The sequence below is a fragment of the Salmonella sp. 32010601201800023SM genome, assembly GCF_017572235.1.
GTDB lineage: Bacteria > Pseudomonadota > Gammaproteobacteria > Enterobacterales > Enterobacteriaceae > Salmonella > Salmonella enterica.
Window position 1 is genome coordinate 698,758 of the sequence record NZ_JAGEQS010000001.1, and the last position, 25,891, is coordinate 724,648.

At 48.4% G+C, this 25,891-nt stretch carries 21 protein-coding genes and 1 pseudogene; 16 read left to right on the plus strand and 6 right to left on the minus strand.

The genetic code is table 11. From position 1 onward, the window contains the following. The first annotated feature begins 200 nt into the window (after positions 1-200). The 5 genes from hdeB (at position 201) to glgX (ending at position 8,028) form a co-directional block, all read left to right on the plus strand. Positions 201-530: an acid-activated periplasmic chaperone HdeB gene (hdeB, locus tag J4617_RS03525; RefSeq protein ID WP_001032161.1), complete on the plus strand. Its 330-nt coding sequence runs from the start codon at positions 201-203 to the stop codon at positions 528-530. Between the two features lie 142 nt (positions 531-672). After that, complete coding sequence (locus J4617_RS03530; protein WP_000698599.1) at positions 673-1,458, plus strand: OBAP family protein; 786 nt, start codon at positions 673-675, stop codon at positions 1,456-1,458. Positions 1,459-1,586: 128 nt separating this feature from the next. Further along, on the plus strand, positions 1,587-3,371 hold the full coding sequence (gene treZ, locus J4617_RS03535) for a malto-oligosyltrehalose trehalohydrolase (protein ID WP_017465715.1): 1,785 nt from the start codon (positions 1,587-1,589) through the stop codon (positions 3,369-3,371). Then, positions 3,368-5,896: a malto-oligosyltrehalose synthase gene (gene treY, locus J4617_RS03540; RefSeq protein WP_000613148.1), complete on the plus strand. Its 2,529-nt coding sequence runs from the start codon at positions 3,368-3,370 to the stop codon at positions 5,894-5,896. The genes treZ and treY overlap by 4 nt, the downstream gene beginning before the upstream one ends. Positions 5,897-5,952: 56 nt before the next feature. Beyond that, a complete protein-coding gene (glgX, locus tag J4617_RS03545; protein WP_017465714.1) occupies positions 5,953-8,028 on the plus strand; it encodes a glycogen debranching protein GlgX in 2,076 nt (691 codons plus the stop codon). Positions 8,029-8,140: 112 nt separating this feature from the next. Here glgX and J4617_RS03550 read toward each other — a convergent pair whose 3' ends face one another. From J4617_RS03550 to J4617_RS03560, 3 genes are all read right to left on the minus strand, one after another. Next, positions 8,141-9,343, minus strand: a complete 1,203-nt coding sequence (locus tag J4617_RS03550; protein ID WP_017465713.1) for a MalY/PatB family protein — start codon at positions 9,341-9,343, stop codon at positions 8,141-8,143. 12 nt (positions 9,344-9,355) lie between these two features. Further along, complete coding sequence (gene nhaC / locus J4617_RS03555) at positions 9,356-10,807, minus strand: Na+/H+ antiporter NhaC (RefSeq protein ID WP_001276631.1); 1,452 nt, start codon at positions 10,805-10,807, stop codon at positions 9,356-9,358. Positions 10,808-10,950: 143 nt separating this feature from the next. Then, on the minus strand, positions 10,951-11,958 hold the full coding sequence (locus J4617_RS03560; protein ID WP_000201074.1) for a LacI family DNA-binding transcriptional regulator: 1,008 nt from the start codon (positions 11,956-11,958) through the stop codon (positions 10,951-10,953). A gap of 257 nt (positions 11,959-12,215) precedes the next feature. Between J4617_RS03560 and J4617_RS03565 the strand changes: the two genes are divergently transcribed. The 6 genes and pseudogenes from J4617_RS03565 to J4617_RS03590 all read left to right on the plus strand — a co-directional run bounded on the left by J4617_RS03565 (position 12,216) and on the right by J4617_RS03590 (position 16,312). Continuing rightward, a complete protein-coding gene (locus J4617_RS03565; protein ID WP_000987828.1) occupies positions 12,216-13,682 on the plus strand; it encodes a hypothetical protein in 1,467 nt (488 codons plus the stop codon). Positions 13,683-13,983: 301 nt separating this feature from the next. Then, positions 13,984-14,274 (plus strand): hypothetical protein, encoded by a 291-nt coding sequence (locus J4617_RS03570; protein ID WP_000742001.1) that lies wholly within the window; start codon positions 13,984-13,986, stop codon positions 14,272-14,274. A gap of 352 nt (positions 14,275-14,626) precedes the next feature. After that, positions 14,627-15,082 (plus strand): annotated as a pseudogene (locus J4617_RS03575) (helix-turn-helix domain-containing protein); the annotation flags it as partial. A gap of 147 nt (positions 15,083-15,229) precedes the next feature. Continuing rightward, positions 15,230-15,478: a type II toxin-antitoxin system Phd/YefM family antitoxin gene (locus J4617_RS03580; RefSeq protein ID WP_000885424.1), complete on the plus strand. Its 249-nt coding sequence runs from the start codon at positions 15,230-15,232 to the stop codon at positions 15,476-15,478. Next, the gene (locus J4617_RS03585; protein WP_000221343.1) at positions 15,468-15,752 is read left to right on the plus strand and encodes a type II toxin-antitoxin system RelE/ParE family toxin; all 285 of its coding nucleotides are present in this window, start codon (positions 15,468-15,470) and stop codon (positions 15,750-15,752) included. The genes J4617_RS03580 and J4617_RS03585 overlap by 11 nt, the downstream gene beginning before the upstream one ends. 170 nt (positions 15,753-15,922) lie before the next feature. After that, positions 15,923-16,312: a RidA family protein gene (locus J4617_RS03590; RefSeq protein WP_000194089.1), complete on the plus strand. Its 390-nt coding sequence runs from the start codon at positions 15,923-15,925 to the stop codon at positions 16,310-16,312. 51 nt (positions 16,313-16,363) lie between these two features. Here J4617_RS03590 and J4617_RS03595 read toward each other — a convergent pair whose 3' ends face one another. Further along, positions 16,364-17,443, minus strand: a complete 1,080-nt coding sequence (locus J4617_RS03595) for an S-adenosylmethionine:tRNA ribosyltransferase-isomerase (RefSeq protein ID WP_017465711.1) — start codon at positions 17,441-17,443, stop codon at positions 16,364-16,366. A 192-nt stretch (positions 17,444-17,635) separates the two neighbouring features. Further along, positions 17,636-18,124, minus strand: a complete 489-nt coding sequence (locus J4617_RS03600; protein ID WP_017465710.1) for a MarR family winged helix-turn-helix transcriptional regulator — start codon at positions 18,122-18,124, stop codon at positions 17,636-17,638. Between the two features lie 44 nt (positions 18,125-18,168). Here J4617_RS03600 and J4617_RS03605 point away from each other — a divergent pair, with 44 nt between their 5' ends. From J4617_RS03605 to J4617_RS03625, 5 genes are all read left to right on the plus strand, one after another. Next, positions 18,169-19,677 (plus strand): FAD-dependent oxidoreductase, encoded by a 1,509-nt coding sequence (locus J4617_RS03605; protein ID WP_017465709.1) that lies wholly within the window; start codon positions 18,169-18,171, stop codon positions 19,675-19,677. Beyond that, the gene (locus J4617_RS03610) at positions 19,667-20,908 is read left to right on the plus strand and encodes an MFS transporter (protein WP_001095731.1); all 1,242 of its coding nucleotides are present in this window, start codon (positions 19,667-19,669) and stop codon (positions 20,906-20,908) included. The genes J4617_RS03605 and J4617_RS03610 overlap by 11 nt, the downstream gene beginning before the upstream one ends. Before the next feature lie 69 nt (positions 20,909-20,977). Then, entirely contained in the window at positions 20,978-22,534 is a 1,557-nt protein-coding gene (locus tag J4617_RS03615; RefSeq protein WP_017465708.1) for a PhoPQ-activated pathogenicity-related family protein, read from the plus strand. Positions 22,535-22,710: 176 nt separating this feature from the next. Continuing rightward, on the plus strand, positions 22,711-23,997 hold the full coding sequence (locus J4617_RS03620; RefSeq protein WP_000824240.1) for an MFS transporter: 1,287 nt from the start codon (positions 22,711-22,713) through the stop codon (positions 23,995-23,997). Then, positions 23,972-24,997 (plus strand): zinc-binding alcohol dehydrogenase family protein, encoded by a 1,026-nt coding sequence (locus tag J4617_RS03625; protein WP_000864928.1) that lies wholly within the window; start codon positions 23,972-23,974, stop codon positions 24,995-24,997. Before J4617_RS03620 ends, J4617_RS03625 begins: the two co-directional genes overlap by 26 nt. Positions 24,998-25,055: 58 nt before the next feature. Here the strand turns inward: J4617_RS03625 and J4617_RS03630 are convergent, their stop codons facing one another. Continuing rightward, on the minus strand, positions 25,056-25,847 hold the full coding sequence (locus tag J4617_RS03630; RefSeq protein ID WP_001518759.1) for a FadR/GntR family transcriptional regulator: 792 nt from the start codon (positions 25,845-25,847) through the stop codon (positions 25,056-25,058). Between the last annotated feature and the right edge of the window lie 44 nt (positions 25,848-25,891).

Here is a 25,891-nt window from a genome sequence, read left to right on the forward strand (position 1 = left end):
CTTTTTCGCCCTAAAATCTGCTCGCCATGTTGCTTTATTCATCAAACATCAAAATCAGTCAACGTAAATATCAATAATAGCCATATCACAGAGGGTGATCTTTATTCCTGAGAGAGGAGGGGTATTATTTTCTGTGTTCTACATTAACGGGTTAACGCGCAGATGTAGAGGTTATTTATATAATTATTGGAGCAACAACAATGAATAAATTCTCCCTTGCTACAGCAGGTATTATCGTGGCAGCGCTGGTAACCAGTGTTAGCGTGAATGCGGCAACAGATACTACTAAAACAAACGTTACGCCTAAAGGTATGAGCTGCCAGGAGTTTGTTGACCTCAATCCGCAGACGATGGCGCCAGTCGCTTTCTGGGTGCTGAATGAAGATGAAGATTTTAAAGGCGGGGACTACGTAGATTTCCAGGAAACTGAGACGACAGCAGTGCCGCTAGCCGTTGAGCTTTGTAAGAAAAACCCGCAGAGTGAATTAAGCAAAATAAAAGACGAAATCAAGAAAGAACTCTCAAAATAAGAGTAAACTGATATCAAAACCCGGCCTGTGTGTCGGGTTTTACTATTTGTGACACCGTCACAAATAACATCTTCCATTTCTTCTACCAATCACGTGGTATTGCACTATTTTCATTAGAGCCCTTTCACTATATGGAGACCTAATGAAAATTTTACCGCTGGCACTCTTTATCATTCCTTTTCTGGCCGGATGCGGCGCCAATAATACGCCGCCGCAAACACCTATTCCCGGGGAAAAAACCTCTGCCAAATTACGTACCCTGGAAACAGGCGCGGCGGCTATTCAATCCAGACCACCTGTCGATGCCATCAGTACCTACCTTGACGGGTTCCATTTTTATAGCGGTGATAAAAACGGACAGATGGAAGCGCACCATTACGTTACCGTCCTGAACGAAGATGTCATGCAGGCGGTGATTTACGACGGCAATACGAAAAACGCGCGCCTGATGGGGGTGGAGTACATTATCAGCGAACGTTTATTTAAAACGCTTCCTCCCGAGGAGAAAAAACTGTGGCACAGCCACCAGTACGAGGTGAAATCCGGTAGCCTGGTGGCGCCTGGCTTACCGCAGGTCGCTGATAAGGCGTTGATGAGTAAGATTGTTAATACTTATGGCAAGACCTGGCACACCTGGCATACCGACCGGGATAAAACCCTGCCAATGGGTATCCCTGCGCTGATGATGGGCTTTACTGGCGACGGGCAGCTTGACCCCGCGCTGCTGGCCGATCGGGATCGCCGTCTGGGAATTGATACCCGGGCCATTAAACGCGAGCGGCAGGATCTGCCTGAACATCCCGTTGTTAAGGGGGCTAACGCCTGGGAGCAGGGGGAGGTTATCCAGCTACAGCGTGTTCAGGGCTCTGGCGAACACGGGCGAGGCGATACCGCGCACTTCGGTACATCTGAGCAATCCCGACAATAATTCCACGGTTTTACACGCAGATACGAAAAAGAATGCCTGTTAAGTGACAGTGTCACGTAAAGATTAGCCCCATAGTCTATGCTTGTTCTTCGGATGTTGTAGAGGTTATGGGTTAAACGGAGCGACAAATGAGTTCAAAAATTTTTTGCAAAAGCTGGGGGGCTGAATATATCGCCGCTGATGTCGTCCGCTTTCGTCTTTGGGCCACCGGTCAGCAAAAGGTTATGCTCAGGCTTGCGGGTAAAGACCAGGAAATGCAGGTGAGCGGTGACGGCTGGTTTACGCTGGACGTCTCCGGGGTGACGCCAGGTACGGAGTATAACTTTGTACTCAGCGATGGCATGGTGGTTCCCGATCCGGCTTCCCGCGCTCAAAAAACTGACGTCAACGGTCCGTCATATGTGGTTGATCCAGGCAGCTACACGTGGCGCAACACCGGGTGGAAAGGTAGCCGTTGGGAGCAGGCCGTGGTGTATGAGATGCATACAGGCACGTTCACTCCGGAAGGCACCTTCCGCGCCGCAATAGCGAAGCTGCCTTATCTCGCTGAACTCGGCGTTACCGTTATTGAAGTGATGCCCGTTGCGCAATTTGGCGGCGAACGCGGCTGGGGCTATGATGGCGTACTGCTTTACGCGCCGCATTCTGCCTATGGGACGCCGGATGATTTCAAAGCGTTTATTGACGCCGCGCATGGGTATGGTCTTTCCGTCGTCCTGGATATTGTGCTGAACCATTTCGGCCCGGAGGGAAATTATTTACCGCTATTGGCGCCGGCGTTTTTCCACAAAGAGCGCATGACGCCGTGGGGAAATGGTATCGCCTATGATGTCGACGCCGTGCGGCGCTATATCATCGAGGCGCCGTTATACTGGCTGACAGAATACCATCTCGACGGCTTACGCTTTGACGCTATCGATCAGATTGAAGACAGTAGCGCAAAGCATGTGCTGGTTGAAATCGCACAACGTATTCGGGAAGACATTACCGACAGACCCATTCATCTGACCACCGAAGATAGCCGCAATATTATTTCTCTGCATCCCCGTGATCAGGATGGCAATGCGCCGCTGTTTACCGCCGAATGGAATGACGATTTTCATAATGCCATCCACGTTTTTGCGACCGGAGAGACCCAGGCCTACTACAACGATTTTGCTGATGCCCCGGAAAAACACCTCGCAAGAGCGCTGGCCGAAGGATTCGCTTATCAGGGAGAAATTTCACCGCAAACCGGCGAACCTCGCGGCGTAAAAAGTACCGGACAACCCCCGGTCGCTTTTGTGGATTTTATTCAGAATCACGATCAGGTCGGTAACCGCGCCCAGGGCGACAGACTGATAACCCTGGCGGGTGCTGAACGAACAAAAGTATTGCTCGCCACGTTGCTGCTTTCACCGCATATTCCGCTGCTTTTTATGGGCGAAGAGTATGGCGAAAGCCGTCCTTTTCTTTTTTTTACCGATTTCCATGGGGATTTAGCCCGCGCCGTTCGTGAAGGTCGCGCAAAAGAGTTTGCCGATCATGCAGGGGAAAATGTTCCGGACCCGAATGCGCCAGAGACCTTTCAACGCTCAAAACTTAACTGGAAGCAACAGCACAGTGAAGAGGGTAAAGCGTGGCTGGCGTTTACCCGCGAACTACTGCTTTTGCGCCAGAAGCATATCGTGCCGCTGTTGTCCGCTGCCCGTGAGAGCTCAGGAACGGTATTGCAAACCGCGCCCGGGTTTATTGCCGTTAGCTGGCGTTTTCCGGGAGGAACACTGTCACTGGCGCTGAATATTAGCGCCACGACGGTATTGCTGCCCGATTTACCGGGTAAGACCCTCTTCGCCTGGCCGAATGAATCCACCGGGTCGCTTTCCCAACATTCTCTTATTGTCCGCTTAGCCCAGGGAGAGTCTGCATCATGATCCCAACTGCAACGTATCGTCTTCAGTTTCGCAATGGCATGACCTTCGACCGCGCTGCGGCGCTGGTGCCTTACCTTAAAAATCTGGGTATCAGCCATCTTTATGCCTCACCCATCTTTACCGCCACCAAAGCGTCAACGCATGGTTATGATGTCACCGATGCGAATGAGATTGAGCCTTCTATTGGCGGGCGCGAAGGATTTGAAAGACTGGTGGCCGAACTTAAAGCGCAAGGGCTGGGATTGATCATCGATATTGTGCCTAATCACATGGCCAGCTCGCTGGAAAACGCCTGGTGGCGCGACGTGCTTGAATATGGCAAGGAGAGCCGTTACGCGCGCCATTTCGATATTGACTGGTCGCGCCGACTGACGCTGCCTTTTTTAGGCGACACGTTTGACGCCGTGCTGGAAAACGGAGAAATTGCGATCAAGCCCGATCCCGCTACGGGTAAACCCGCGTTCGCCTATTATGATAACTATTATCCGCTTGCGCCGGCGACATGGCAGGGGCGCGAGGCCGAAATACTGGCGCTTACCGATAAAGCCGCTATTGCTGATTTGCATGAGCGCCAGCCGTGGAAATTAATGTCCTGGCGCGAGGCCGCTCGCTCGCTTTCATATCGGCGTTTCTTTGAGGTCACAGGGCTGGTAGGAATGCGGGTGGAAGATAAAACCGTCTTCGACGATACACATCGGCTGATTCTGGAGCTGGTCAGAACGGGGGCGGTTGACGGTTTACGTATCGATCATATCGACGGCCTTGCCGATCCGAAAGCCTATCTTGCGCGTTTACGTCAGGAAGTGGGGCCGGCGTGCTATATCACCGTGGAAAAAATTCTCGCTAAAGGCGAGCAACTTCCTGATGACTGGCCGGTTTCCGGCACCACAGGCTATGAATTCATCGCCTCGCTGGCGGAGGTGCTGGTTGACGATGAGCAGATAGACAATTTGCGCCAGGCTTACGAGACCGTTAAAGGCGCGCCAGTGGATATGCGGGCGGAATTACGGGCGGCTAAATTGCTGATGGTCGATCGCAATTTCGAGGGGGAATTTACCCGGCTGCTCGCGCTTGCGCTGTCGATTGCCAGCGAGCTACAGATCGCACAGGAAGAGAGCATCGTTCGGCAGGCGTTACGCGAGTTATTAATTGCCTTTCCCGTATATCGCACTTACGGCACGGCAGAAGGGCTACCGCCGACCGATATTTGCCTGTTACACCGTATTGTGGAACGGGTAAAGACGCTTGAAAACCCTCCGCAGCCAGAAGCGCTTACATTTCTGAGCCGCCTTCTTACCGGCGATGTTCCCGCCTACAGCCAGGAGGAGGCGACACAGTTTCGCGTTCGGTTCCAACAACTCACCGGTCCGCTGATGGCGAAATCGGTAGAGGATACGCTTTTCTTTCGTCAAAACATGGGACTGGCGTTAAATGAAGTCGGCGCCGAGCCCGTCACGCATCACTTCTCCATCGAACGCTTTCACCATGAGATGAAAACCCGACAGGCGCGACAGCCTGACGCGTTATCCGGTACGTCGACCCACGATACCAAGCGAGGCGAGGATGCGCGAGCACGCCTGTATACGCTTACCGAAGCGCCGGAACAGTGGAGCGAATGCCTTGCCCGCTGGCGGCAGATGAACCAGACCCATGTCAAATTTTTGAATGATGGCACTGCGCCAAAATCGGCGGATACGTGGATGTTATATCAGGCGCTGACCGGCGTCTGGCCCCCGATGCTACAACCGCAGGACGAAACAGGTTTAAACGCACTGAAAACACGCTTTGAAGCCTTTGTGGAGAAAGCGCTACGCGAAGCGAAGCTACGTACCGATTGGGTGGACAGTAATGAGGCTTACGAAACGGCAATGCTTGATTACGCCCGTTATTTACTGGCACCGGATAACCAGACATTTTTGCAGGATTTTTATCGTTCCTTGCAACCCTTCATCCGCGCAGGGCTGGTTAACAGCCTGACGCAGACCGTTATCAAATTAACCGCGCCGGGAGTACCTGATATCTATCAGGGGAGCGAGGCGCTGAATTTTAGCCTTGTCGATCCCGACAACCGCCGCGAACCAGATTTCGCCACGCTGGCGCAGCAGTTAGACCAACTGACGCCGGGAGTTTTCTCGCGCGAAGAGAGTTGGCTGAACGGGCAGGTGAATCAGTATGTCACCGCTGCATTACTGCGTCTGCGTCAGCAGAATCATGAGCTCTTCCGTTTTGGCGACTATATACCGCTGCGGGCTGTTGGTCAGCGTGCCGACAAGGTCATCGCTTACGCCAGAGTCAATCATGATGATGCGCTGATTGTTGTTGCGCCCCGACTGGTGTTCGCCGAATGTGACGGCTTATTGTCACAATCGCATAGCGGTTTCTGGTCAGGAACCGACATTATTATACCCGGACAGCTTAATCAGCATCGTTATCGCAATGTGCTTACCCAGGAGAGGTTAATGCCTGGTGAACGCCTGTCGTTGGCCTCACACCAGGGCGGCGTACTGGTTTTAATGAGCGACTGAGTTTATGTGTTGATGTGCCGTGACAGGACAACGTTTACCGTGGGTGGAGAAAGAGAATGACAACAAACAGGGCTTTTGAAATCAGAGCAGGATACAGCCATACGCTTGGCGCGAATTATGACGGCGAAGGTGTGAATTTCGCTATTTTTTCCGCCCATGCGGAACGCGTCGAGCTTTGCCTTTACGATCCGAGCGGGGAGCATGAAATCGCTCGTCTGGAGTTACCGGAATATACCGACGAAATATGGCACGGCTATGTCCCGAAGTTGCAGCCCGGCGCGCTGTATGGGTACCGCGTTTACGGTCCTTATGACCCGGAAAATGGTCATCGTTTTAACCCCAACAAGCTGCTTATTGACCCTTATGCCCGTGAGCTGGTGGGCGATATTCAGTGGAACGATGCGCATTTCGCGTATCAATTACTTCATGACGATAAAGATTTGACCTTTGATGACCAGGATAGCGCGCCATTTACGCCTAAATGCCGGGTGATTGATCCGGCTGAGGCTAACTGGGAGGATAGACAACGGCCTTCCATACCGTGGTCGAACGCCATTATTTATGAAACGCATGTAAAAGGCTTTACCCAGCTTAATTCCGCGATCCCTGAGCCTCTACGCGGTACGTTTGAAGGCATGGGGCATAAAGCCAGCGTGGATTACATTAAAAGTCTGGGGATTACCTCCGTCGAGCTTTTACCCGTTCACTGGTTCCCGGACGATCAGCATCTGCTCGATAAAGGACTGAAAAATTTCTGGGGATACAACTCGCTGGGCTTTTTTGCGCCGGCGACGCGCTACTATGGTCCAAAAGGTATTCAGGGATTCCGCGATATGGTGCGCGCTTTCCATGATGCCGGCATCGAAGTGATACTGGATGTGGTCTATAACCATACGGCAGAAGGGAATGAACTTGGCCCCACGCTGTCATTTAAAGGTATCGATAACTTCTCTTACTATCGCACCATGCCCGATCAGCATCGCTATTATATTAACGATACAGGGACAGGTAATACCGTCAATACCTCTCATCCACGGGTACTGCAAATGGTGATGGATTCCCTTCGCTATTGGGCGGAGTCAATGCATGTCGATGGCTTTCGTTTTGATTTGGGCACCATTCTTGGTCGTGAGCCGGAAGGCTTTGATCAGAGAGGCGGTTTTTTTGATGCGGTAACGCAAGACCCGGTGCTGGCAAAACTGAAACTGATTGGCGAACCCTGGGATATCGGACCGGGCGGCTATCAGGTTGGCGGCTTTCCACCAGGGTGGGGCGAATGGAATGATAAATACCGCGATACGGTGCGCGAATACTGGAAAGGTGACAACGTCACAAATGATTTCGCCGCACGCCTGCTGGGTTCCGGCGATCTCTATGATTTGCGCGGCCGTCGCCCCTGGTCAAGCGTTAACTTTATTACTGCCCATGACGGCTTCACGCTGAACGATCTGGTGTCTTATAACGACAAACATAATGAAGCCAATGGCGAAGATAATAATGACGGGCATAATGATAACCGCTCCTGTAACTATGGCGCAGAAGGGCCAACCGACGACGAGGGTATCAATGCGATACGCGAGCGACAGAAACGTAATTTCCTGACCACCTTGCTTTTCTCGCACGGCACGCCGATGTTATTAGCGGGCGATGAGTTTGGCCGCAGTCAGATGGGCAATAACAATGGCTACTGTCAGGACAGTGAAATATCGTGGGTCCACTGGGATAATTTGCCGGAAACCGCCAATGCGCTACGGGAGTTTACCCGCCATCTGATTCAACTGCGCGCCACGCAACCGTTGCTGCGCCGGGAGAGCTGGCGTGACGGTCTGGAGATCCGCTGGTTTAACGCCGGCGGAGGGGCGCAGCAATCCGAACAATGGGATGAGGGATCGACCATAGGCGTATGCATTAGTCGACCCGATCTACAGCCGGAAGCGGGGATCTGGCATGACGCCTTACTGCTTTTCAATCCGTTTGAAGGCAGCGTACCGTTCCGTATTCCGATGTGGGGAGAAGGCGGCTGGGTACTTGAACTGACGACTGCCGATAACGCGCAGCAGGGAATGCGGATTACCGAAGAAATGGATTTCGATCTGGCCGGGCGCAGTATCGTGTTATTCAGACGCCCCTGATAGTAAAACCGCGCTCCGGACCCAACCGGCCTTGATGGCCGGTTTTTTACTGGCGCTCAGGCGATATCATGCCGCAGAAATAACACCGGTGTCAGTTTACCGCCCGAAAAATTCATCCGCCTGTTGGTATTCCTTTGATTGTCTTCACCGATATTCGCTTCAGGCCGTCTATTGCCATTTCAAGGTAGGTACGTGGACATCCCAGATTTAAACGGATAAATCCGCTGCCCGCCGGGCCAAAGCCGCTGCCCATTGAAGGAGCAATACCCGCGACATCCGCCATTACCCATTTTAGCTGTTCGTCATCCAGTCCCAGTTTTTTACAATCCATCCATAATAAATAGGTTCCCTGCGCCGGGACAATTCTTGCCCAGGGAAGGTGCTCTGTCGCCTGTTCAACAAACCAGCGGCGGTTTTCCGCCAGGTAATCCAGTAGCGAATCCAGCCACTGTCTGCTTTCATTCCATGCGGTAGTCGCCGCCTGAACGGAGAGGGCGTTAAAGACGTCCAGCCCATGAGCGTCCAGACGAGACAGGAATCGCTGGCGAAGCGTAGGATCGGGAATGAGAAAATTAGAAATTCGCAACGACGATAAGCCAAACGTTTTGCTGGCCGCAGTGGCGGAGATGACCCGTTTATGCCAGCGCTCCCCTAAATGCAGTACCGAGGTAAAGGTTTCGCCGGGCAGCAATAGGTCGGCCCATATTTCATCCGAGATGAGAGTGACATCATAAGCTTCACATAATAAAAGCAGTTGCTCCAGCTCGTTGGCCGACCAGCAACGCCCGGTTGGATTATGTGGATTACACAAAATCATCAGCGGAGGGCGGTCATGGCGAAACAGCCTTTCCAGTTGGCAAAAATCCATCTGGTAGCCGTCGTCCGGCGACTCGCTAAGGGGATTCTCCAGCAGTTTTCTACCATTAAGCGTGATTATTTTGGCGAAGGAGCCATAGTATGGTCCCTGTACCACTACGCCGTCGCCTGGATGCGTCAACATTTGCACTAAGAGCGCCAACCCTGGTACGACGCCTTCCACGCTGCATACCCATTCCTGTTTTAACGTGAGCTGGTGGCGTGACGAAAACCAGTGAAGCAGGGCGTTAAAATAGGCCTCATCACGTTCACTATAGCCAAATACGCCGTGCTCGATTCGCTGATGCAATGCCGCCTGAACCTCAGGCGGGCAGGCAAAATCGAAATCAGAAACCCACATCGGCAGCAGTTTCCCTGCGCCATCGCCAAAGTGACGCTCAATAAAATCCCACTTTACCGAACCAGTATTGTTGCGATTGATAATCTGGTTAAAATCCATCTTGTTTCCTTATTATTCCGTCACTGACGATTGCGGCGACTTTTCTGAGGCGGAGGCAGTTCTGGCAATACCAATTCCGCTAAAACCATAAATTAATGCGAAGAAGATTGCCGCATAGCATTGGATAGCCCAGGGCAGAAGATCAAGCGTGCTAACGCCCAGCGTGGTTGCCATGTAGACGCCAGCCGAGGTCCACGGCAGGAGAGGTTCGATAACGGTACCGGCATCTTCTATCGTCCGTGAAAGGTTTTTAGTATCCAGCCCCATACGACGATAGGCATCTTTAAACAGTTCGGCGGGAACTAACAATGCCAGTTTACCGTCGCTGGTCGCTCCTGTGACCAAAATTGTGGTGCCGATAGTGGCGGCAATGAGTTGACCAACGCTATGAATAATGGTCAGCAGTCGGTTAATGATGATCGTTAACGCGCCGGTTAACGTTAGCGCTCCGGCAAATGAAAAAGCGCAGAAAACTAACAGTATTGTTCCCATCATCGAGAACATTCCGCCCCGGTTTAGCAGGCGCGGAACATCGGCCACGACACCTTCTGCGCCTTGTGGGAACATGGCGATATCAAATCCATCAATGAAAGCGTCCAGTCCCTGTTTGATGCTCAGTCCCTGCATGATGACGCCGAGGAACAAGGCAAGTACGCAGGCGCTTAACATTAATGGGATGACAGGCTTCTTGCGAATTGCGCCCCACAGTACGATCACCGGCGGCAAAATAAGAACAATATTAAAATGATATAGCGACTCCAGCGAGTGGATGATGTCCGTAACGCGCTGCGGCGTAGCCACCTCGCCCAGCATATTACTGTGTCCGGCGATAAGATAAACCACGGCGGCAAGCAGGAAACTTGGCAGGGTCGTCCAAAGTAAATGCTGAATATGCTCAAACAGAGTAGTGTCTGCGACAATCGCGGCAAAGTTAGTCGAGTCGGACAACGGTGAGATTTTGTCACCGAAATAAGCGCCAGAAACAACGGCGCCAGCTGCTGCTGCAAGAGACACGTCCAGCCCGGCGGCAACCCCCATTAACGCAACGCCAACCGTCCCGGCGGACCCCCACGATGTGCCGGTACAGACGGAGACCACGCTGGTTAAAAAGAAGGCTGCAATCAAAATATATTCCGGGCTTATGAGTTTTAGCCCCCAGTACACCATGTAGGGAATGGTGCCGCTAAACATCCAGGTGCCAATCAAACCGCCCACGCAGATCAGGATCATGATAACCGGCATTGCCTTAGCCAGCTTATCCACCACTGAGTTGATAATGTCTTCCCAACAGTATCCTTGCCACCATGCAATGCCTGCCGCTACCGCCGCAGAGCACAGAAGGAGCGGTTCGATACGTAGCCCCATGATGCCGTAACCGATAATCAACAATAACAACATGGAGATGACTGGGATTAGCGCTAAACCCAATGACAGCGTTTTCTTCTTGTTTTGTGATGCACTCATAATGGAGCTCCGGTCAGTAAGGTAGCTCAAGGGTAGGGGGATACGCTTCTCACTACTGTGATCCATTACTTTCGTCCATGTAACCGATTACATGAGAAGGGTTAATTTGATAGTCATCACAGTTTTTACTGTTGACGACGCATTCATCGTGAAAAATAGGGCGCGACAGAATCGCGGATTACCAGTTCGGCATTGAAATGATTGCTGCTGGGCGGCGGCGTAATGCCCTGGTATAACTGTATCGCCAGTTGCGCGGCACAACGCGCCATTTGTTCGACCGGATAATGCATTGTTGTTAACGCCGGATAAAGATACCGGGCCAGCACCACATCATCAAAGCCGACAATAGAGAGCTGTTGCGGAAGCTGAACGCCGCGTTGATGAAGAATACGCATAATGCCAGCGGCCATCACATCGTTAAACGTGACCGCTGCCGTAAGGGGAAGCCCGCTATTAATAAGTTGATGCGCGGCCCGCTCGCCGCCTTCTTCGTTAAACGGAACGCTAATCACCCAGCGAGGGTCTGGAGAAATACCATATTCTTCCAGCGCTTCACGGTAACCATCAAGGCGTTCCTGACGATCGATAATTGGCAAGTCAGATGTCACACAGGCAATGCGCCGATGCCCGTTCGCCAGGAGATATCGGGTCGCTTCCCTGGCGGCGCTGCGATTTTCCAGCCAGATACACCGGTTGGCCATACCGGCGATATAACGATTCACAACAACCAGCGCTGGAAAGTGGGCTGCGTAGCGCAGCAGCTCTTTATCCGGTAATCGGCTGGCGTGTACAACAATAGCCTCACAACCTTGATTAACCAGAAAATCCAGTCCCGCTTTTTCCATTTCTTCGTCGTGGCCGCCGCTACATACCATCAAGCGATACTGCTGCTTACGAGAAACATCTTCTACGCCGCGAGCAAGGCGGGCAAAAAAAGGATCTGCCAGATTGCCGGTTAACAATCCGAGCATATCGCCGCTACGTTTCGCCAGCGCGATAGCGGCGGCATTCCGGCGATAATTGAGATCGCGCATGGCTTTCTCTACACGTTCGCGCGTGACGGGTTCAACCCACGCGGTCTGGTTAATGACGCGTGATACAGTCGCGGTTGATACACCGGCCAAAGATGCAACATCCTTTATTGTCGCCATATTAAGCTCATATTTGTTCGTTTAAAGGGTATCAAAGCCATTGATTATCATGTTACGTGGAAATCAGTGCAATCACTGCGGCGCAGCCTGAATTTATAAACATTTTTAAAATCATCCTAAATCCTGGTAACTGCAAATTTTAGTAGCTACCTCAATGAGTTATTGACCACTGAATTTTCTACGATAACATGACTAACAATATACACATGATAAGAACCACTACACTGGGAAATCGTTGCGTGGTGGTTCGGAGATAGATGATGAGTAGTATTACAAAAAGCATACAGAATGAATATGTTTTATTGATGGAAAACGCTTTTTCTGAAAAATATAAATATGCATTCAGAAATTTAGAACTGAAAGAATTACGTAGATTCATCCTGAAAGAGCTAATTAGCTCTCCCGAGTTAGATAATCAACTTACAAACCTAATCGTGTTGCTAAATAAATTTTGGGATACTCACGCCGCGGCGCTTATAACAGAAGTGCGGGCGTCTAAAAGTTATCGATTATTACTTCCAATTCAACGCTTTGGTTATAACATATCTAATCACCTTAGATCTCTGGGGATTTATTTTGATAGCATCATAATGGTTGATCCATTACATTTTCCTTCTCTTAGCTCTCTGCATTCATTTTTGTCATTGCCACCAGATAATAGTTATGTCCGCATGCGCAGGTTGGTATTACTTGAACATGTTTCTAATCTATTTCGCGCCATCCCGTTTATGACTATTGATGATGATTATCCAATTTTTCTAATCGTTCCTGAATTACTGGATTTTGATAAAGAACGCAATCATGAACAATCTGCCGCTTTTCTAAGCCAGCTCTTTTTTAAAGATAGAAAAATGGATTACGCTACTTATTTAGCGTTTCTTGAGCACTTTGGGAGAAATGAAGAAACATTCCAGAAGATCCTAACAAATAAAGAATTATTAAAAACATTGCTTAATAATTTCAATAACATCGAAAAAGAAGTCTGGGTTTACGATACAGATTTAAAGAGTTTTACAACAAGAGAGGTAGATCTTCTGGATTACGATCTGCCGTCAGCTATAGCAACCTTACTGGGTAAGGTTGAAGGTGCAATTTATGCACAACGATCAACTCAATTATCGGCAACACTATTAGGCATTGATCCGGTTATTTATAGTAACCATATGTTTTTACATGAATGGACTACGGAGCAGTTGGTCAAGGATTATGGTAAATTAAATCCTCTTTCTTCTGAAGAGCAAGCGATTACAATGGGTCTTTCAGCCGCGGAAGTAAAATTCCTTACTGCGCTTTCCGATCTGGAATTAAAAAAGATTAGAGAAAGAGGTCAACTGGAATCCTTAAGGCATGAACTAAGAATCTCAAGGCATGACTTGCAAGGAAAAACACCAGATCAAATGCAAGATGCGGCAAATAATTTTTCAAAACATTTAATCAATGTGGTCGAAGAGTATGGAAAGTCGCATGAATCAGCCATTAAGAATTCAAAGAAAAAAAAGATCTCATCCGGATTAATTTTTGCAGGAACAGCCACGTTAGGTATAGCTTCTCTTGCCATGCCGCAACTGACATTACTTTCAGCAGCAGCAACGGGAATTGGCCTGGCCTTTGGAGGTAAAAGTCTGGCAGATATTTTTAGTGAACATAAAGCACATAAAAATGAAATCCAGATATTAGAAAAAACACCCGTATCGCTTTTGTATGGGGCATATAAAAAGAAATAGTAATACTGTGTATACCGTCTGGTAGCGGAAGTCTGGCATTTGATAGTTTTTGAAGCAATTGTCGTAAAGTTACTCAAACAATCACATTGTTCAGAAAAGCCTGTGAGGAGATGGTTGAGAATAGGGGGTCTTCCGCTGATTCCCCGAACTATCCACCAGTTCATGCAAACGCTGTGCTAACTGGCCACTGTTTTTCCCCGGTTGCTGCTTTGACCGTCAGATTTTCCAGTGTATTGTCAGTATCATAACGACCTGGGTGCCGTCGAAAAATATCGTGCTGATTATCTGAAGAGTAAAAAACATGGCCGCGTATGACATCGAAAAGGACATCGGGCCGCGGGTTCAGATTATCCAGGAGATACACGAATTAATTCTGGCGGGTGAAATGGAAGTCGCCAAAGGGATGCTGCGCACGCTGATTAAAGTCACTTCGGTTATCCTGCGATTTTTGACGAGGTTCGGCAGGAATGCCAAATCAACAATGCGCATGTTGTCGCCGGATGTGGATCCGGGTATCAAAGCGTTTATCGCCGTTGTCAGAGCTGCAGAACATCAGTCAGAAAAAGCAGCGGACCAGGGTAAAACCCACTGAGCCAAAAACCTACGCGACGAACCGGTCACAATGGCCGGTTTTTTTATGCCTGCGCGGCGTGTGCTGCGTGTAATCGTGTGCAGGATAGCGGGTGCAAATAAACAGAATTCGCTCAGCGTCATGGCAGGGAAGGGATCAAACTTATGGGCCAGAAGTTTTTTGGCATGCACGAATCCAGCCGCCTTAACATGTCTTTTAAATGTTCTGGTTCATTTAACATAATATACATTATGCGCATCAACATTGTAGAGGCTCAATGCTAATGTCTATTTGTGGCTCATATGTCCAGACTATAGTTCTCAGATCTGCATGTCTAGACAACGACTCGCATTTTCCTGATGAGGCGTTTTCTATGGCTATACATGACGCCGGGATGTTCACCGTGAAAAAAATCAACCGCCTCAAAATCCTGCAGGATGTCATCGACAGCAATTTACGTCCCGGTCAGGCTGCTGAGATGCTCAGCATTACGCCACGCCATTGCAGCCGGCTGCTGAAACGTTATCGCCAACTCGGACCACTTGGCATGAACAACCATAGTCGTGGCCGCGCTGGTAACCGTCTGTTGCCAACTTCACTGACAGATCAGGCACTCCGTATAATCCGGGAGCACTACCGTGATTTTGGCCCCACGCTGGCGCGGGAAAAGCTGGAGGAAGTTCACGGTCTGGTTCTTGGCAAGGAAACTATCCGACGCCTCATGATAAAAGCCGGAATCTGGATCCCTCGCAGATAACGCGCGCCGAAAATTCATCAGCCTAGTTACAGGCGGCCTTGTACTGGCGAGCTGATACAAATTGATGGCTGTTAGGTTCTGGACATCTGAACTTAGCCTTGAAAAAACCGTCAGCTGCCCGCATCACTGACCGGGCTGGAGCTGAATCCCCTTCGTGAAGGATGCTTTTATTAGTACTATTAAAGGTGCTATATTTAGTCATCAACCAGGAGGTAAATTATGGCATTTCAAATTTTAACGACTACTGCAGCAAGCATTACAGAACTGAAACGTGATCCAATGGGAACTTTCAATGCCGGAGATGGCGCTCCAGTTGCCATTCTTAACCGCAATGAACCGGCTTTCTACTGTGTGCCTCCGGCACTTTATGCTCATCTTATGGATATTCTTGAGGATGAAGAACTCGGTCGTATTATCGATGAGCGTGCGAATGAACGCGTCATTGAGGTCAACATTGATGACTTATAAGCTGGCATTTAACGAATCAGCACTAAAAGAGTGGAAAAAACTGGGTCATACCATACAGGAACAGTTTAAAAAAAAGCTAAGGGAACGGCTTGAAAACCCTCGGGTTCCGGCTTCTCAATTACATGGAAGAAAGGATCAGTACAAAATTAAGCTGCGTGGTGCAGGATACAGACTGGTGTACAGCGTCGAAGATGAAATTATCACGGTAACTGTCATTGGTGTTGGAAAGCGTGAAAATGATGCCGTCTACAAAATGACACGACACAGAAGCTAATCACTCAGAAAATGCTCTCTTTCCCGTCAAACGATACGACAAACAGGCTCAGTTCTTTTATGTGACGGCACCTTGACATATGCCACGTATATGAAACTATGGCCTACGTTGTGTATGTGACATTCATTTTATTCCCGCCCGAAGTGTTTACGCTATCTGAGGATAACATTATGACGCAACGTATCGCGGTTTTTCCTGCTGACCGCCATTCTCTGTATGAGGAACATGGGTATTCCGCAGCCATCCGTTCTGGTGATTTACTGTTTGTTTCAGGCCAGGTAGGCAGTCACACAGACGGAACGCCGGAGCCTGATTTTCAAAAACAAGTGAGGCTTGCTTTTGAAAACCTGAAAGCAACACTGACTGCAGCAGGATGCACATTCGATGACATAGTGGATGTCACCACCTTCCATACCGATCCAGAGCAACAACTTAACGACGTGATGGCGGTGAAACAGGAGATATTTGCCCATCCCCCTTATCCTAACTGGACCGCTGTTGGCGTTACCTGGCTGGCCGGCTTTGATTTCGAAATAAAGGTTATTGCCCGAATCCCCTGATGCTTATTCTCGGTAAAACCGGTAGCATTATATGTACCGGTTTTATTTTATTCATCCCTGCCCTTCATCCTGTATGATTAACATGCAATCACCAAACATATCGAACTGACATGACTGGATATGTTCTGAGGTATAGGCCTTAATGAGTAGATCAACCCCAGCAAACTGACCAGTTAACACCATATGCGTCGTTTTTGGCTGATGTAAGTTCGTTAGCAGGCAGTCAACCACTTTCAGTTGATAGCCTGGATGTATATAAAGCGCAGTCCAGCCAGAACTTGCTTTGAGGCAATTGTGCTCCCTCGAATACGCGGACTCCAGGCATCGCGTAACGGTAGTTCCTACGGCAAAAATACGTCCGCCATTTTGCTTCGCAGTATTAATGATATCCGCTGTTGCTTGCGGAACCTCGTAGTATTCTTCGTTGATAGTCACTTCCTCTACACATTTTGTTTGTATTTTTCTGTTGGACAACATTTCTGTTGATGCAACATGTAAAGTGATGAAGGATATTAACCCACCTTTATCTTTGATTTTTTGGATAAGATCCCAGGTAAAATGAATGCCGGCAGAAGGTATTTCCAAAGAACCATACTTTTTAGAAAAAACGGAACGGTAAGCATCTGGATATTTATAAAATAGGCTGGAATCCACATACTCATCAAGACGCTCACCATGACTGGCTAAATAGCAAATTAAGGCCTCATGATTTTCTACAACGGCCCGGTACTGGCTCTCCTCGCTAAACCTTTGCTCTATCTTAATGGAAATTTCAGGGTTATCAACCAAATAGAAAACATCATTCGCGTTAAGCCTTTCTTTTAAAAGTCCGGAAATAATTACTCTATTATTTGGTAAAAATCCCTCTAAAACAATTTTAATTAACCTATTCCGTCTTGTTTTACAGATAAACATATGGTTTATTATAGTACTGTCGTTAAAACAGATTACATCACCTTCTTTGATATAATCTGTTACTTTACTAAAGTCTACCTTATGAATTTCCCCTTTACTCCGGTTGAGGACAAGCATTTTACACTTTTCCCTGTATGAATCATTGGCTATCCAATGAGGTCTGAGTGGGATAGTCATCTGATCGGTAATGCGAAAATCATATTTTTCGGTAAGCATATATTTACCCTTTGAAAAACCATTGATACGGCGATTGTTATATAGCCGTATTCTGCAGTATACGTTGGCCTTTCAAAGGGTGAAAATTAACTCGATAAATGTTGTTGTTATATTTACTTTGCTGGCTATTTAATCAATGTCAGATACCGATATTAACCTGGACGATCGGATTTGACCGCCCTTTTCTTTTGCTTATTCCGGTATTGAAGCATCGCTATCCATTGCATCGGCAAACTTTTGCATTAACCGAACAAAGATATCAATTTCATCCTGAGGCCAGTCTTTAAAAACAACGTTGCCCATTTGCTCTCGCGCAGCGTCTATACGCTCCGTCATCGCCTTTCCTGTCCGGGAGATAACGGCCTCGCGTATACGACGATCGATGGCATTATGTTGCCGTATTATCAATCCCAACTTCTCCAGTTTGGCGACCTGTCGGCTTACCGTCGTATAATCACGACCGGCACGTTCGGCTAACTCAACAACGCCAATCGGCCCTAAACGTTCGATACTAATAAGGCTCGAAAATAGCGCGCGATCGAGTTGAATGCCCGCCTCTGCAATTAATTTCTCATCATTACGAGGCCGGTTGAGCGCGCTCACCACGCGAATCAACGCACCGTGAAGCGCCTTCATTTGCTCGGAAATATGTGTATCTTGCACATTTTTATTTTCTGACATAGCATGTCTCCTCTTATGTGCATAATACACATATCGGAGAGACGATGACAAGATACACCACTACAGATGTACTGATCTGCGGCGCTGGCGTTACCGGGCTTACTTTAGCCATCGAACTGGCGCGTCACGGGGTCTCATTTCGCCTGATTGAGAAAAGAACGACGCCTTTTATCGGCTCCCGCGGTAAAGGTATTCAGCCGCGAACGCAAGAAATCTTCGAGGATCTTGGAATACTCAATAAAGTGGTCGCCGCCGGCGGGCTCTATCCCCGACTACGAACCTACCGTCACGACGGAAGCTATGTAGATTCAGATATTGCGCATCATACAAAACCGACCCACGCCGAACCCTACCATCTGCCATTGATGGTTCCACAGAACGTGACAGAAACGATTATGCGAGAGCAATTAAAAGCATGGGGACATCGGGTGGAGTTCGGCTGCGAGTTACGACATTTTGCGCAAACCCCACGCACAGTCACCGCGTATGTTGCCGGGCCGGCTGGAGAAGAGGTCATCATCGCGCATTATTTGATAGGTGCGGATGGCGGCGGAAGCTTTGTCAGAAAAAAATTAGGCGTCAGCTTCCCCGGTCGTACGTTGGGAATCCATGCGCTTGTGGCTGACGCTTCACTTTCCGGTCTGAACCGGGATGTATGGCACCATTTTAACGATGGCGATATGACGCGGATGATAACGATTTGCCCTCTCGCCGGCACGCAGCTCTTTCAAATCCAGGCGTTGTTGGCCCCGGACGACTCGCAGAATTTCTCAGCCGACGTGCTCACGGCTTTTCTTACTGAACGAATCGGGCGGACGGATGTTCGCATCCATTCGATTCCCTGGGTATCGAAGTACCAGATGAATGCGCGCATAGCGGAACATTACCGTGTGGGTAAGGTATTTTTAGCCGGTGATGCCGCTCATGTGCATCCGCCGACGGGTGGGCAAGGATTAAATACCAGCATCCAGGATGCCTATAACCTGGGGTGGAAAATGGCAGCCTCGCTGCGGGGCGCAGGAGAAGAGCTTCTCGATAGCTATGAACAGGAACGCCGCCCGGTAGCCGAATCACTGCTCCACCTTTCGACCCGATTACTTGACTCTCAAAAACAGGGTGGCATCAAACGAGAACGCGACGTTCAACAACTTGACATCCAGTATACCGACTCCCCCTTAGCCCACACGTTGCCCGAACGTCAGCATGGGTTACAAGCGGGAGAAAGAGCTCCGGATGCTCCTCTTTTGGGCGCCGGCGGCCAATCATTACGATTATTTCAGTTACTACAAGGTCCGGACTGGAATCTGTTGGCCTACGAAACCCACGGTAAGGTCATCGATGCGCGGCGAGGACTGCGTATTCATCACATTGGCGAGCAGGACGAGCTCATCGATACCCTGGGGCACTTCCGGGAGTCCTATCAACTGGCGCCGGGTCAATGCGTGCTGATCCGACCCGATGGCTATGTCGGCGCGTTCTTTCACAGCAAACAGTGCAACGATATTGAAAATTATCTCTCTCGTTTTGCCATAGGGATTAAAGATGAATACTAATGTCTATGAGAACACCGACAGCGAAACTATCACCCCGCTCAACAAGCGGCGTATTTTGCCTGTTTTCCTGCTTGTCGGCCTTTACGCCGCCAGTACAGCGGCTGTGATGTCGGTACTGCCTTTTTATATCCGCGAGATGGGCGGTTCGCCGCTTATCATTGGAATCATCATCGCCACTGAGGCTTTTAGCCAATTTTGTGCAGCGCCCCTGATTGGCCACCTTTCCGATCGCGTTGGCCGCAAGCGAATACTGATTGTCACGCTGGCTATTGCGGCGATAAGTTTACTATTACTCGCCAACGCGCAATGTATCCTGTTTATCCTGCTCGCCCGCACGCTTTTTGGCATTAGCGCCGGGAATTTGTCAGCCGCCGCAGCCTATATTGCCGATTGTACGCACGTCAGAAATCGGCGTCAGGCAATCGGTATCCTCACAGGCTGCATTGGTTTAGGCGGTATTGTCGGGGCAGGCGTTTCCGGGTGGCTATCGCGTATCAGTCTGGGCGCGCCGATCTACGCCGCCTTTATACTTGTCCTTGGGTCTGCCCTGGTCGCGATTTGGGGGTTAAAAGACCCTTCCACAACATCACGTACCACAGATAAAATAGCGTCGTTCTCTGCCCGCGCTATTTTAAAGATGCCAGTCCTTCGCGTCTTAATCATCGTAATGCTTTGTCATTTCTTCGCCTATGGCATGTACTCTTCACAATTACCTGTTTTTCTTTCTGACACCTTCATCTGGAATGGGCTTCCCTTTGGGCCAAAAGCGTTAAGCTATCTGTTAATGGCGGACGGGGTTATTAATATTTTCGTTCAGCTATTTCTGTTAGGTTGGGTGAGCCAATATTTTTCGGAGCGAAAGCTAATTATCCTCATCTTCGCCCTTCTTTGTACTGGATTTCTCACTGCGGGTATCGCCACGACCATACCTGTGCTTGTTTTTGCTATCGTTTGTATTAGCATCGCTGATGCGCTAGCCAAACCCACTTATCTTGCCGCCTTGTCCGTCCATGTATCGCCTGCCCGACAAGGTATCGTCATCGGAACGGCGCAGGCATTAATCGCAATCGCTGATTTTATATCCCCCGTATTGGGCGGATTTGTCCTGGGTTATGCTCTGTATGGCGTCTGGATCGGTATAGCTATCTCTGTCGCCATTATTGGTCTGGTGACGGCAATGATTTACCTTTCAAAAAGTTCAGTGCTAATAGTGAAACCAGAAACAGAATAATGTGACAACGTCACAAACATTATTGTTCCCTTCTTCCCTTATTTATCAAAAGTATTGTACTTATATTGAATGTTTAAGAGGTATTTATGGAAATTATGCTGGCTGGCATTTGCCCTTGTAAAGCGCGGGGAAAGCATGAAAAAAATATATCTCGTTGTTATCGTACTTTTTTTCATTTCTACAAAAGTTTATACACTACTTCATAACAACATCTTCTTTTGTCGAAACAGCCCGGAGTGTGATTTGTCTCATGTTCTCCCCGACTACCGGGAGCAGATTTCAGGCACACCGCTAAAATATACCTTGATTAATACAGCTCCATTAGCACAGGTGGTAGTCAGACACTATGAATTATTATCGCAACACTGGTCGCCAGATGACATGGTAACCCCTGCGCAATGGCGACATAACGTTGATATTTATATCCCTGAAACGGCAAAAGAGCACCATGCTTTGGTGGTTGTAAACAACGGAATTAATTATGATAAAGGCGTACAAATCACTGGTAAACCTGGTGATTTCCCCCAGGAAACACTGGCAAGTATCGCCCGTGATACGAATACCATCGTAATATCAGTGAGTGATATACCTAACCAATATTTAACCTTTCAGGATGATAAAAAACCATTGAAAGAGGACGAAAGCGTTTCCCGAAGCTGGGCATTATTTATGGAAGCGCCGGAGAAACGTGAGTTAATGCCTTTAAATATTCCTATGGTCACTGCCATATCGCAAGCGATGAGATTAGCAAAAAAGGAGTTAACGCAATGGAATATAAATTCCTTTATCATTACAGGTATTTCAAAGCGTGGGTGGACCACCTGGTTGTCAGCTATTGCCGATCCTGATGTTGAAGCAATTGTTCCCTTCGCCATTGATCTACTTGATATTGATGCTTCACTTGAGCATATTTATCAATCATACGGTGGAAATTGGCCCATTACATTCTACCCCTACTACCAGCAAGGCATAGATGAGAAAATAAAATCCCCCGCATTTACCCAGCTAAGGCAAATAATAGATCCGTTAAGATATCTCAACACTATTTACCAACCCCGCCTTGCAATACCGAAATATATTATTAATGCAAGTGGCGATGATTTCTTCGTACCAGACAATACTCGCTTTTATTATAGCAAACTTCCTGGCGTAAAATCATTACGTATAGTGCCTAATATGAACCACTACTCAATTAACCAGTTCGCTGAAGGAAGCCTCGTTCCATTTATTAACCGGTTTCAAAGTAAAAAAACATTACCACAGTTGATCGGCCTTATTCACCACCATCTTCTTACGGTCTATTTCTCAGAAGCGCCGGTAAAAGTCGTTCGCTGGACAGCCAACAATCCAAATGCGCGTGATTTCCGTTATGCCTGTGGCATCCGCTATCAGCCGCTTACAATAGATATTCCCGCCAACAATAAGATCAGTATTACGTTAAATGAACCGAAGACAGGTTGGGAAGCTACCTATATCGAAGCCACTTTTAATGATGGCTATGTCGCCACGAGTCAGGTTTATATTACGCCCGATGAAAAATACCCACAGACAGCACCACCTTCCGTTAACGCCGCATGTCAAACGTTACCGGGGCGTGGATTAGGGGAAAACGATAGTCCCGATTGAATTTTCAAGTAATTATATGATTTTAAAGAATTTTATCTATCACGCTTGCGATGGATAAAAATCCTCTGCGATAAATTTTTGTTATATTGATCACGTTCTAACCACAAGAGAGGTGATTTGAAAATAACCTTAAAATATTGTGGTCAGGCCGCTAGACCACAATAAGAGGATTAATCATGAAAAGAAAAACAATGGGATGGCTTATCGTTTTTCTTCTATTTATAGTTTACATGCTCAACTATATGGATCGTTCAGCATTGTCGATAACTGCCCCCTTGATCGAAAAGGAGTTAGGATTTAACGCCGCGGAGATGGGGATGATCTTCAGCGCATTTTTTATCGGATACGCCCTGTTTAATTTTATTGGTGGCTGGGCCAGCGATAAAGTTGGGCCAAAAACGGTTTTTCTCATCGCAGCGTTACTATGGTCTGTATTTTGTGGCTTAACTGGTTTGGTCACCGGATTGTGGACAATGCTTATCGTGCGCGTTCTTTTCGGTATGGCTGAAGGACCGGTCAGCGCTGCCGGAAATAAAATTATCAATAACTGGATTTCCCGAAAGGAGTCTGCCACGGCGATCGGAATTTTTAGCGCCGGTTCCCCGCTCGGCGGCGCGGTGTCCGGGCCGATTGTGGGCCTGTTGGCGTTATCCTTAGGCTGGCGCCCCGCATTTGGCATTATTTTCTTATTTGGCCTGGTCTGGGTATTGCTGTGGTACTTTATCGTTAGCGATAAGCCAACAATGAGTAAACGCCTGGCGCCGGAAGAACGCATTGATTTTGAAAATCATGAGGACGTTATTTTATCTGATGATGGCCGGGCTACGCCTTCACTCGGCTATTACATGAAACAACCAATGGTATGGGCGACAACTCTGGCTTTTTTCAGCTACAACTATATTCTTTTTTTCTTCCTGACCTGGTTCCCAAGTTACCTGAACCATTCGTTACATCTCGATATTAAAGAAATTAGTATCGCTACGGTAATTCCCTGGGTCATCGGCGCCATTGGTATGGTGCTCGGCGGCGTCTGTTCTGATGTAATTTATCGGATTACCGGTAATGCTCTGCTCTCACGTCGACTTATTCTGGGCGTATGTCTGGCAGGCGCGGCGGTATGTGTTGCCGTTTCCGGTACCGTTAGCACTATTGGTAGCGCAATTACGCTCATGTCAGTTTCACTCTTCCTGCTCTATTTAACGGGCCCAATTTATTGGGCGGTTATTCAGGATGTTGTTCATAAAGATAAGGTAGGGAGCGTCGGCGGAGCCATGCATGGCCTGGCTAATATATCCGGCATTATCGGTCCGCTTGTCACCGGTTTTATCGTTCAATTTAGCGGTAAATATGACTATGCGTTCTATCTGGCTGGTGCTATCGCTATCGTTTCAAGCCTGTTGGTCTTCGTGTTTGTAAAAAGTAAAGGATTCAAAGCCAATGAAAGTCAAAGCTGTGTTCATTAATAAGCCTGGTGAAGTTGAAACCCGCTGGGTGGATTATCCCCATAAGAAAGAAAATGAAGTATTAATTAAGGTTGATGCTGCAGGCATTTGCGGATCGGATATCGGGGCTTTTCGTGGAACGAACCCACTGGTTACTTACCCAAGAATTATTGGGCATGAAGTGACCGGAATTGTTCTTCAGGAAGGCGCCGGAATGCCAGACAATATTAAAAAAGGCGACCGCGTGATTGTTGACCCTTATATTTATTGTGGTCACTGCTACCCTTGCTCTGTCGGCAGAACTAACTGTTGTGAAAATTTAAACGTCATTGGCGTGCATGTCGATGGCGCAATGCAGGAGGTGGTTACTCATCCCGCACATTTAATTCATAAAATACCAGATAATGTACCTTCTGAAATGGCGCCGCTGGCAGAACCGCTGACCATCGCACTGCACGCGCTGCACCGGGCAAACGTTAAGGCCGGGGAATATGTTGCCATCATCGGCGCGGGGGCCATTGGTCTTATGGCGGCATTAAGCGCGCGTCATTACAAGGCAACGCCTATTCTGATCGATATTGTGGAAGAAAGGCTACGCTATGCGCAAAAGCTTGGCGTTCCTTATGTGCTGAACGCCGCTGACGATCAGGTTATCGACGCTATTAAAAATATCACCCACGGCACCATGGCGCAGGTCGTGATAGAAGCTTCCGGCGCAAATAGCGCTATTCGAAATACGCTTGATTTAGCATCGTTTGCTGGTCGTATTTCGTTTACCGGATGGCCAAAACAGGAAACGTCGCTGCCGACGAACCTGATCACCTATAAAGAACTGGATTTACGCGGTTCCCGCACCAGTGCCGGTGAATTTGATGAGGCATTACGTATGCTGTCTACGCTGGAGATTAATCCGCAAGATGTCGTCAGTAAGGTCGTCAATCTTGATGAGATCCCTGATGCAGTTAAAGAACTTGATCGCTATCCGGAGCGCTACTTAAAGATTAATGCTGTTTTCCATTGATTTACGGCAAGCTCCACCGCATGGCATGACCGCCATGCGGTGTTATTCATCGACAAAATTAGCCGCCGACAATCTTTCTCACATAGCGTAAATGTTCCAGCGATCCCTCATAGGCGCTGTCAGCATCAGACTGTCGCATCGCATCCACTATCGCTTTATGTTGTTTGTTGAGATTAAGTAAAACATTTCTGTCTCCAGACTGCTCGTCGAGCCCAGCATAAGGGATATTAATCCGTTGTTCCCATAACATACGGGACATATCGAACAACACCCGGTTACGGCTGGCCTCAGAGATCGCAAGGTGAAACTCTTTATCCAGCGAGTAAAAGCCGTGGACGTTATTATCGTTAATGGCTTGATCCATACGATGATAAATCGCCTCTATTTGATTGATGACGTCAACGTTATCGTTTTGTGCGGCTAAGCGCGCACAATGGCTATCGACCAGCTCGCGAGTAGAGAGAATTTCTTCGATGGTATAGTCGCTGGCAAGGTGTTTTTTATCTGAAACGATAACCCCATTACCGGACTGAATCACGATCCATCCGGAGATCTCCAGTACAATAAGGGCTTCTCGCAAGGAGGCGCGGCTCACGCCAAGCTGTTTTGCCAGTTCGCGTTCTGGCGGTAAAAAAGTTCCCGGGGGAAAAATATTATCATTGATCAGCTTAATGATGAGGTTGGCTATCTTCTGATAGAGCCTCTCCTGCCTGACCTCAGGTATAACCATGCGCCCTCCAATCCATATCCAGGGGATTTTGAATGGATTTAGCATACCATCCTGGCGCTGGTGATCGTGATAATTAATTACCGTGCATGATAAAGAGAAGCAACCGCCGGTAGTCTCCATTACCTTCGCCGAGACTACCGGGGAAACTAAACCGAGACGAGCGA

Bases quoted from the DNA above. Each gene is read 5' to 3' on its own strand.
- hdeB (WP_001032161.1), top strand. From the start codon at position 201: ATGAATAAATTCTCCCTTGCTACAGCAGGTATTATCGTGGCAGCGCTG.
- J4617_RS03530 (WP_000698599.1), top strand. From the start codon at position 673: ATGAAAATTTTACCGCTGGCACTCTTTATCATTCCTTTTCTGGCCGGA.
- treZ (WP_017465715.1), top strand. From the start codon at position 1,587: ATGAGTTCAAAAATTTTTTGCAAAAGCTGGGGGGCTGAATATATCGCC.
- treY (WP_000613148.1), top strand. From the start codon at position 3,368: ATGATCCCAACTGCAACGTATCGTCTTCAGTTTCGCAATGGCATGACC.
- glgX (WP_017465714.1), top strand. From the start codon at position 5,953: ATGACAACAAACAGGGCTTTTGAAATCAGAGCAGGATACAGCCATACG.
- J4617_RS03550 (WP_017465713.1), bottom strand. From the start codon at position 9,343: ATGGATTTTAACCAGATTATCAATCGCAACAATACTGGTTCGGTAAAG.
- nhaC (WP_001276631.1), bottom strand. From the start codon at position 10,807: ATGAGTGCATCACAAAACAAGAAGAAAACGCTGTCATTGGGTTTAGCG.
- J4617_RS03560 (WP_000201074.1), bottom strand. From the start codon at position 11,958: ATGGCGACAATAAAGGATGTTGCATCTTTGGCCGGTGTATCAACCGCG.
- J4617_RS03565 (WP_000987828.1), top strand. From the start codon at position 12,216: ATGATGAGTAGTATTACAAAAAGCATACAGAATGAATATGTTTTATTG.
- J4617_RS03570 (WP_000742001.1), top strand. From the start codon at position 13,984: ATGGCCGCGTATGACATCGAAAAGGACATCGGGCCGCGGGTTCAGATT.
- J4617_RS03580 (WP_000885424.1), top strand. From the start codon at position 15,230: ATGGCATTTCAAATTTTAACGACTACTGCAGCAAGCATTACAGAACTG.
- J4617_RS03585 (WP_000221343.1), top strand. From the start codon at position 15,468: ATGACTTATAAGCTGGCATTTAACGAATCAGCACTAAAAGAGTGGAAA.
- J4617_RS03590 (WP_000194089.1), top strand. From the start codon at position 15,923: ATGACGCAACGTATCGCGGTTTTTCCTGCTGACCGCCATTCTCTGTAT.
- J4617_RS03595 (WP_017465711.1), bottom strand. From the start codon at position 17,443: ATGCTTACCGAAAAATATGATTTTCGCATTACCGATCAGATGACTATC.
- J4617_RS03600 (WP_017465710.1), bottom strand. From the start codon at position 18,124: ATGTCAGAAAATAAAAATGTGCAAGATACACATATTTCCGAGCAAATG.
- J4617_RS03605 (WP_017465709.1), top strand. From the start codon at position 18,169: ATGACAAGATACACCACTACAGATGTACTGATCTGCGGCGCTGGCGTT.
- J4617_RS03610 (WP_001095731.1), top strand. From the start codon at position 19,667: ATGAATACTAATGTCTATGAGAACACCGACAGCGAAACTATCACCCCG.
- J4617_RS03615 (WP_017465708.1), top strand. From the start codon at position 20,978: ATGTTTAAGAGGTATTTATGGAAATTATGCTGGCTGGCATTTGCCCTT.
- J4617_RS03620 (WP_000824240.1), top strand. From the start codon at position 22,711: ATGAAAAGAAAAACAATGGGATGGCTTATCGTTTTTCTTCTATTTATA.
- J4617_RS03625 (WP_000864928.1), top strand. From the start codon at position 23,972: ATGAAAGTCAAAGCTGTGTTCATTAATAAGCCTGGTGAAGTTGAAACC.
- J4617_RS03630 (WP_001518759.1), bottom strand. From the start codon at position 25,847: ATGGAGACTACCGGCGGTTGCTTCTCTTTATCATGCACGGTAATTAAT.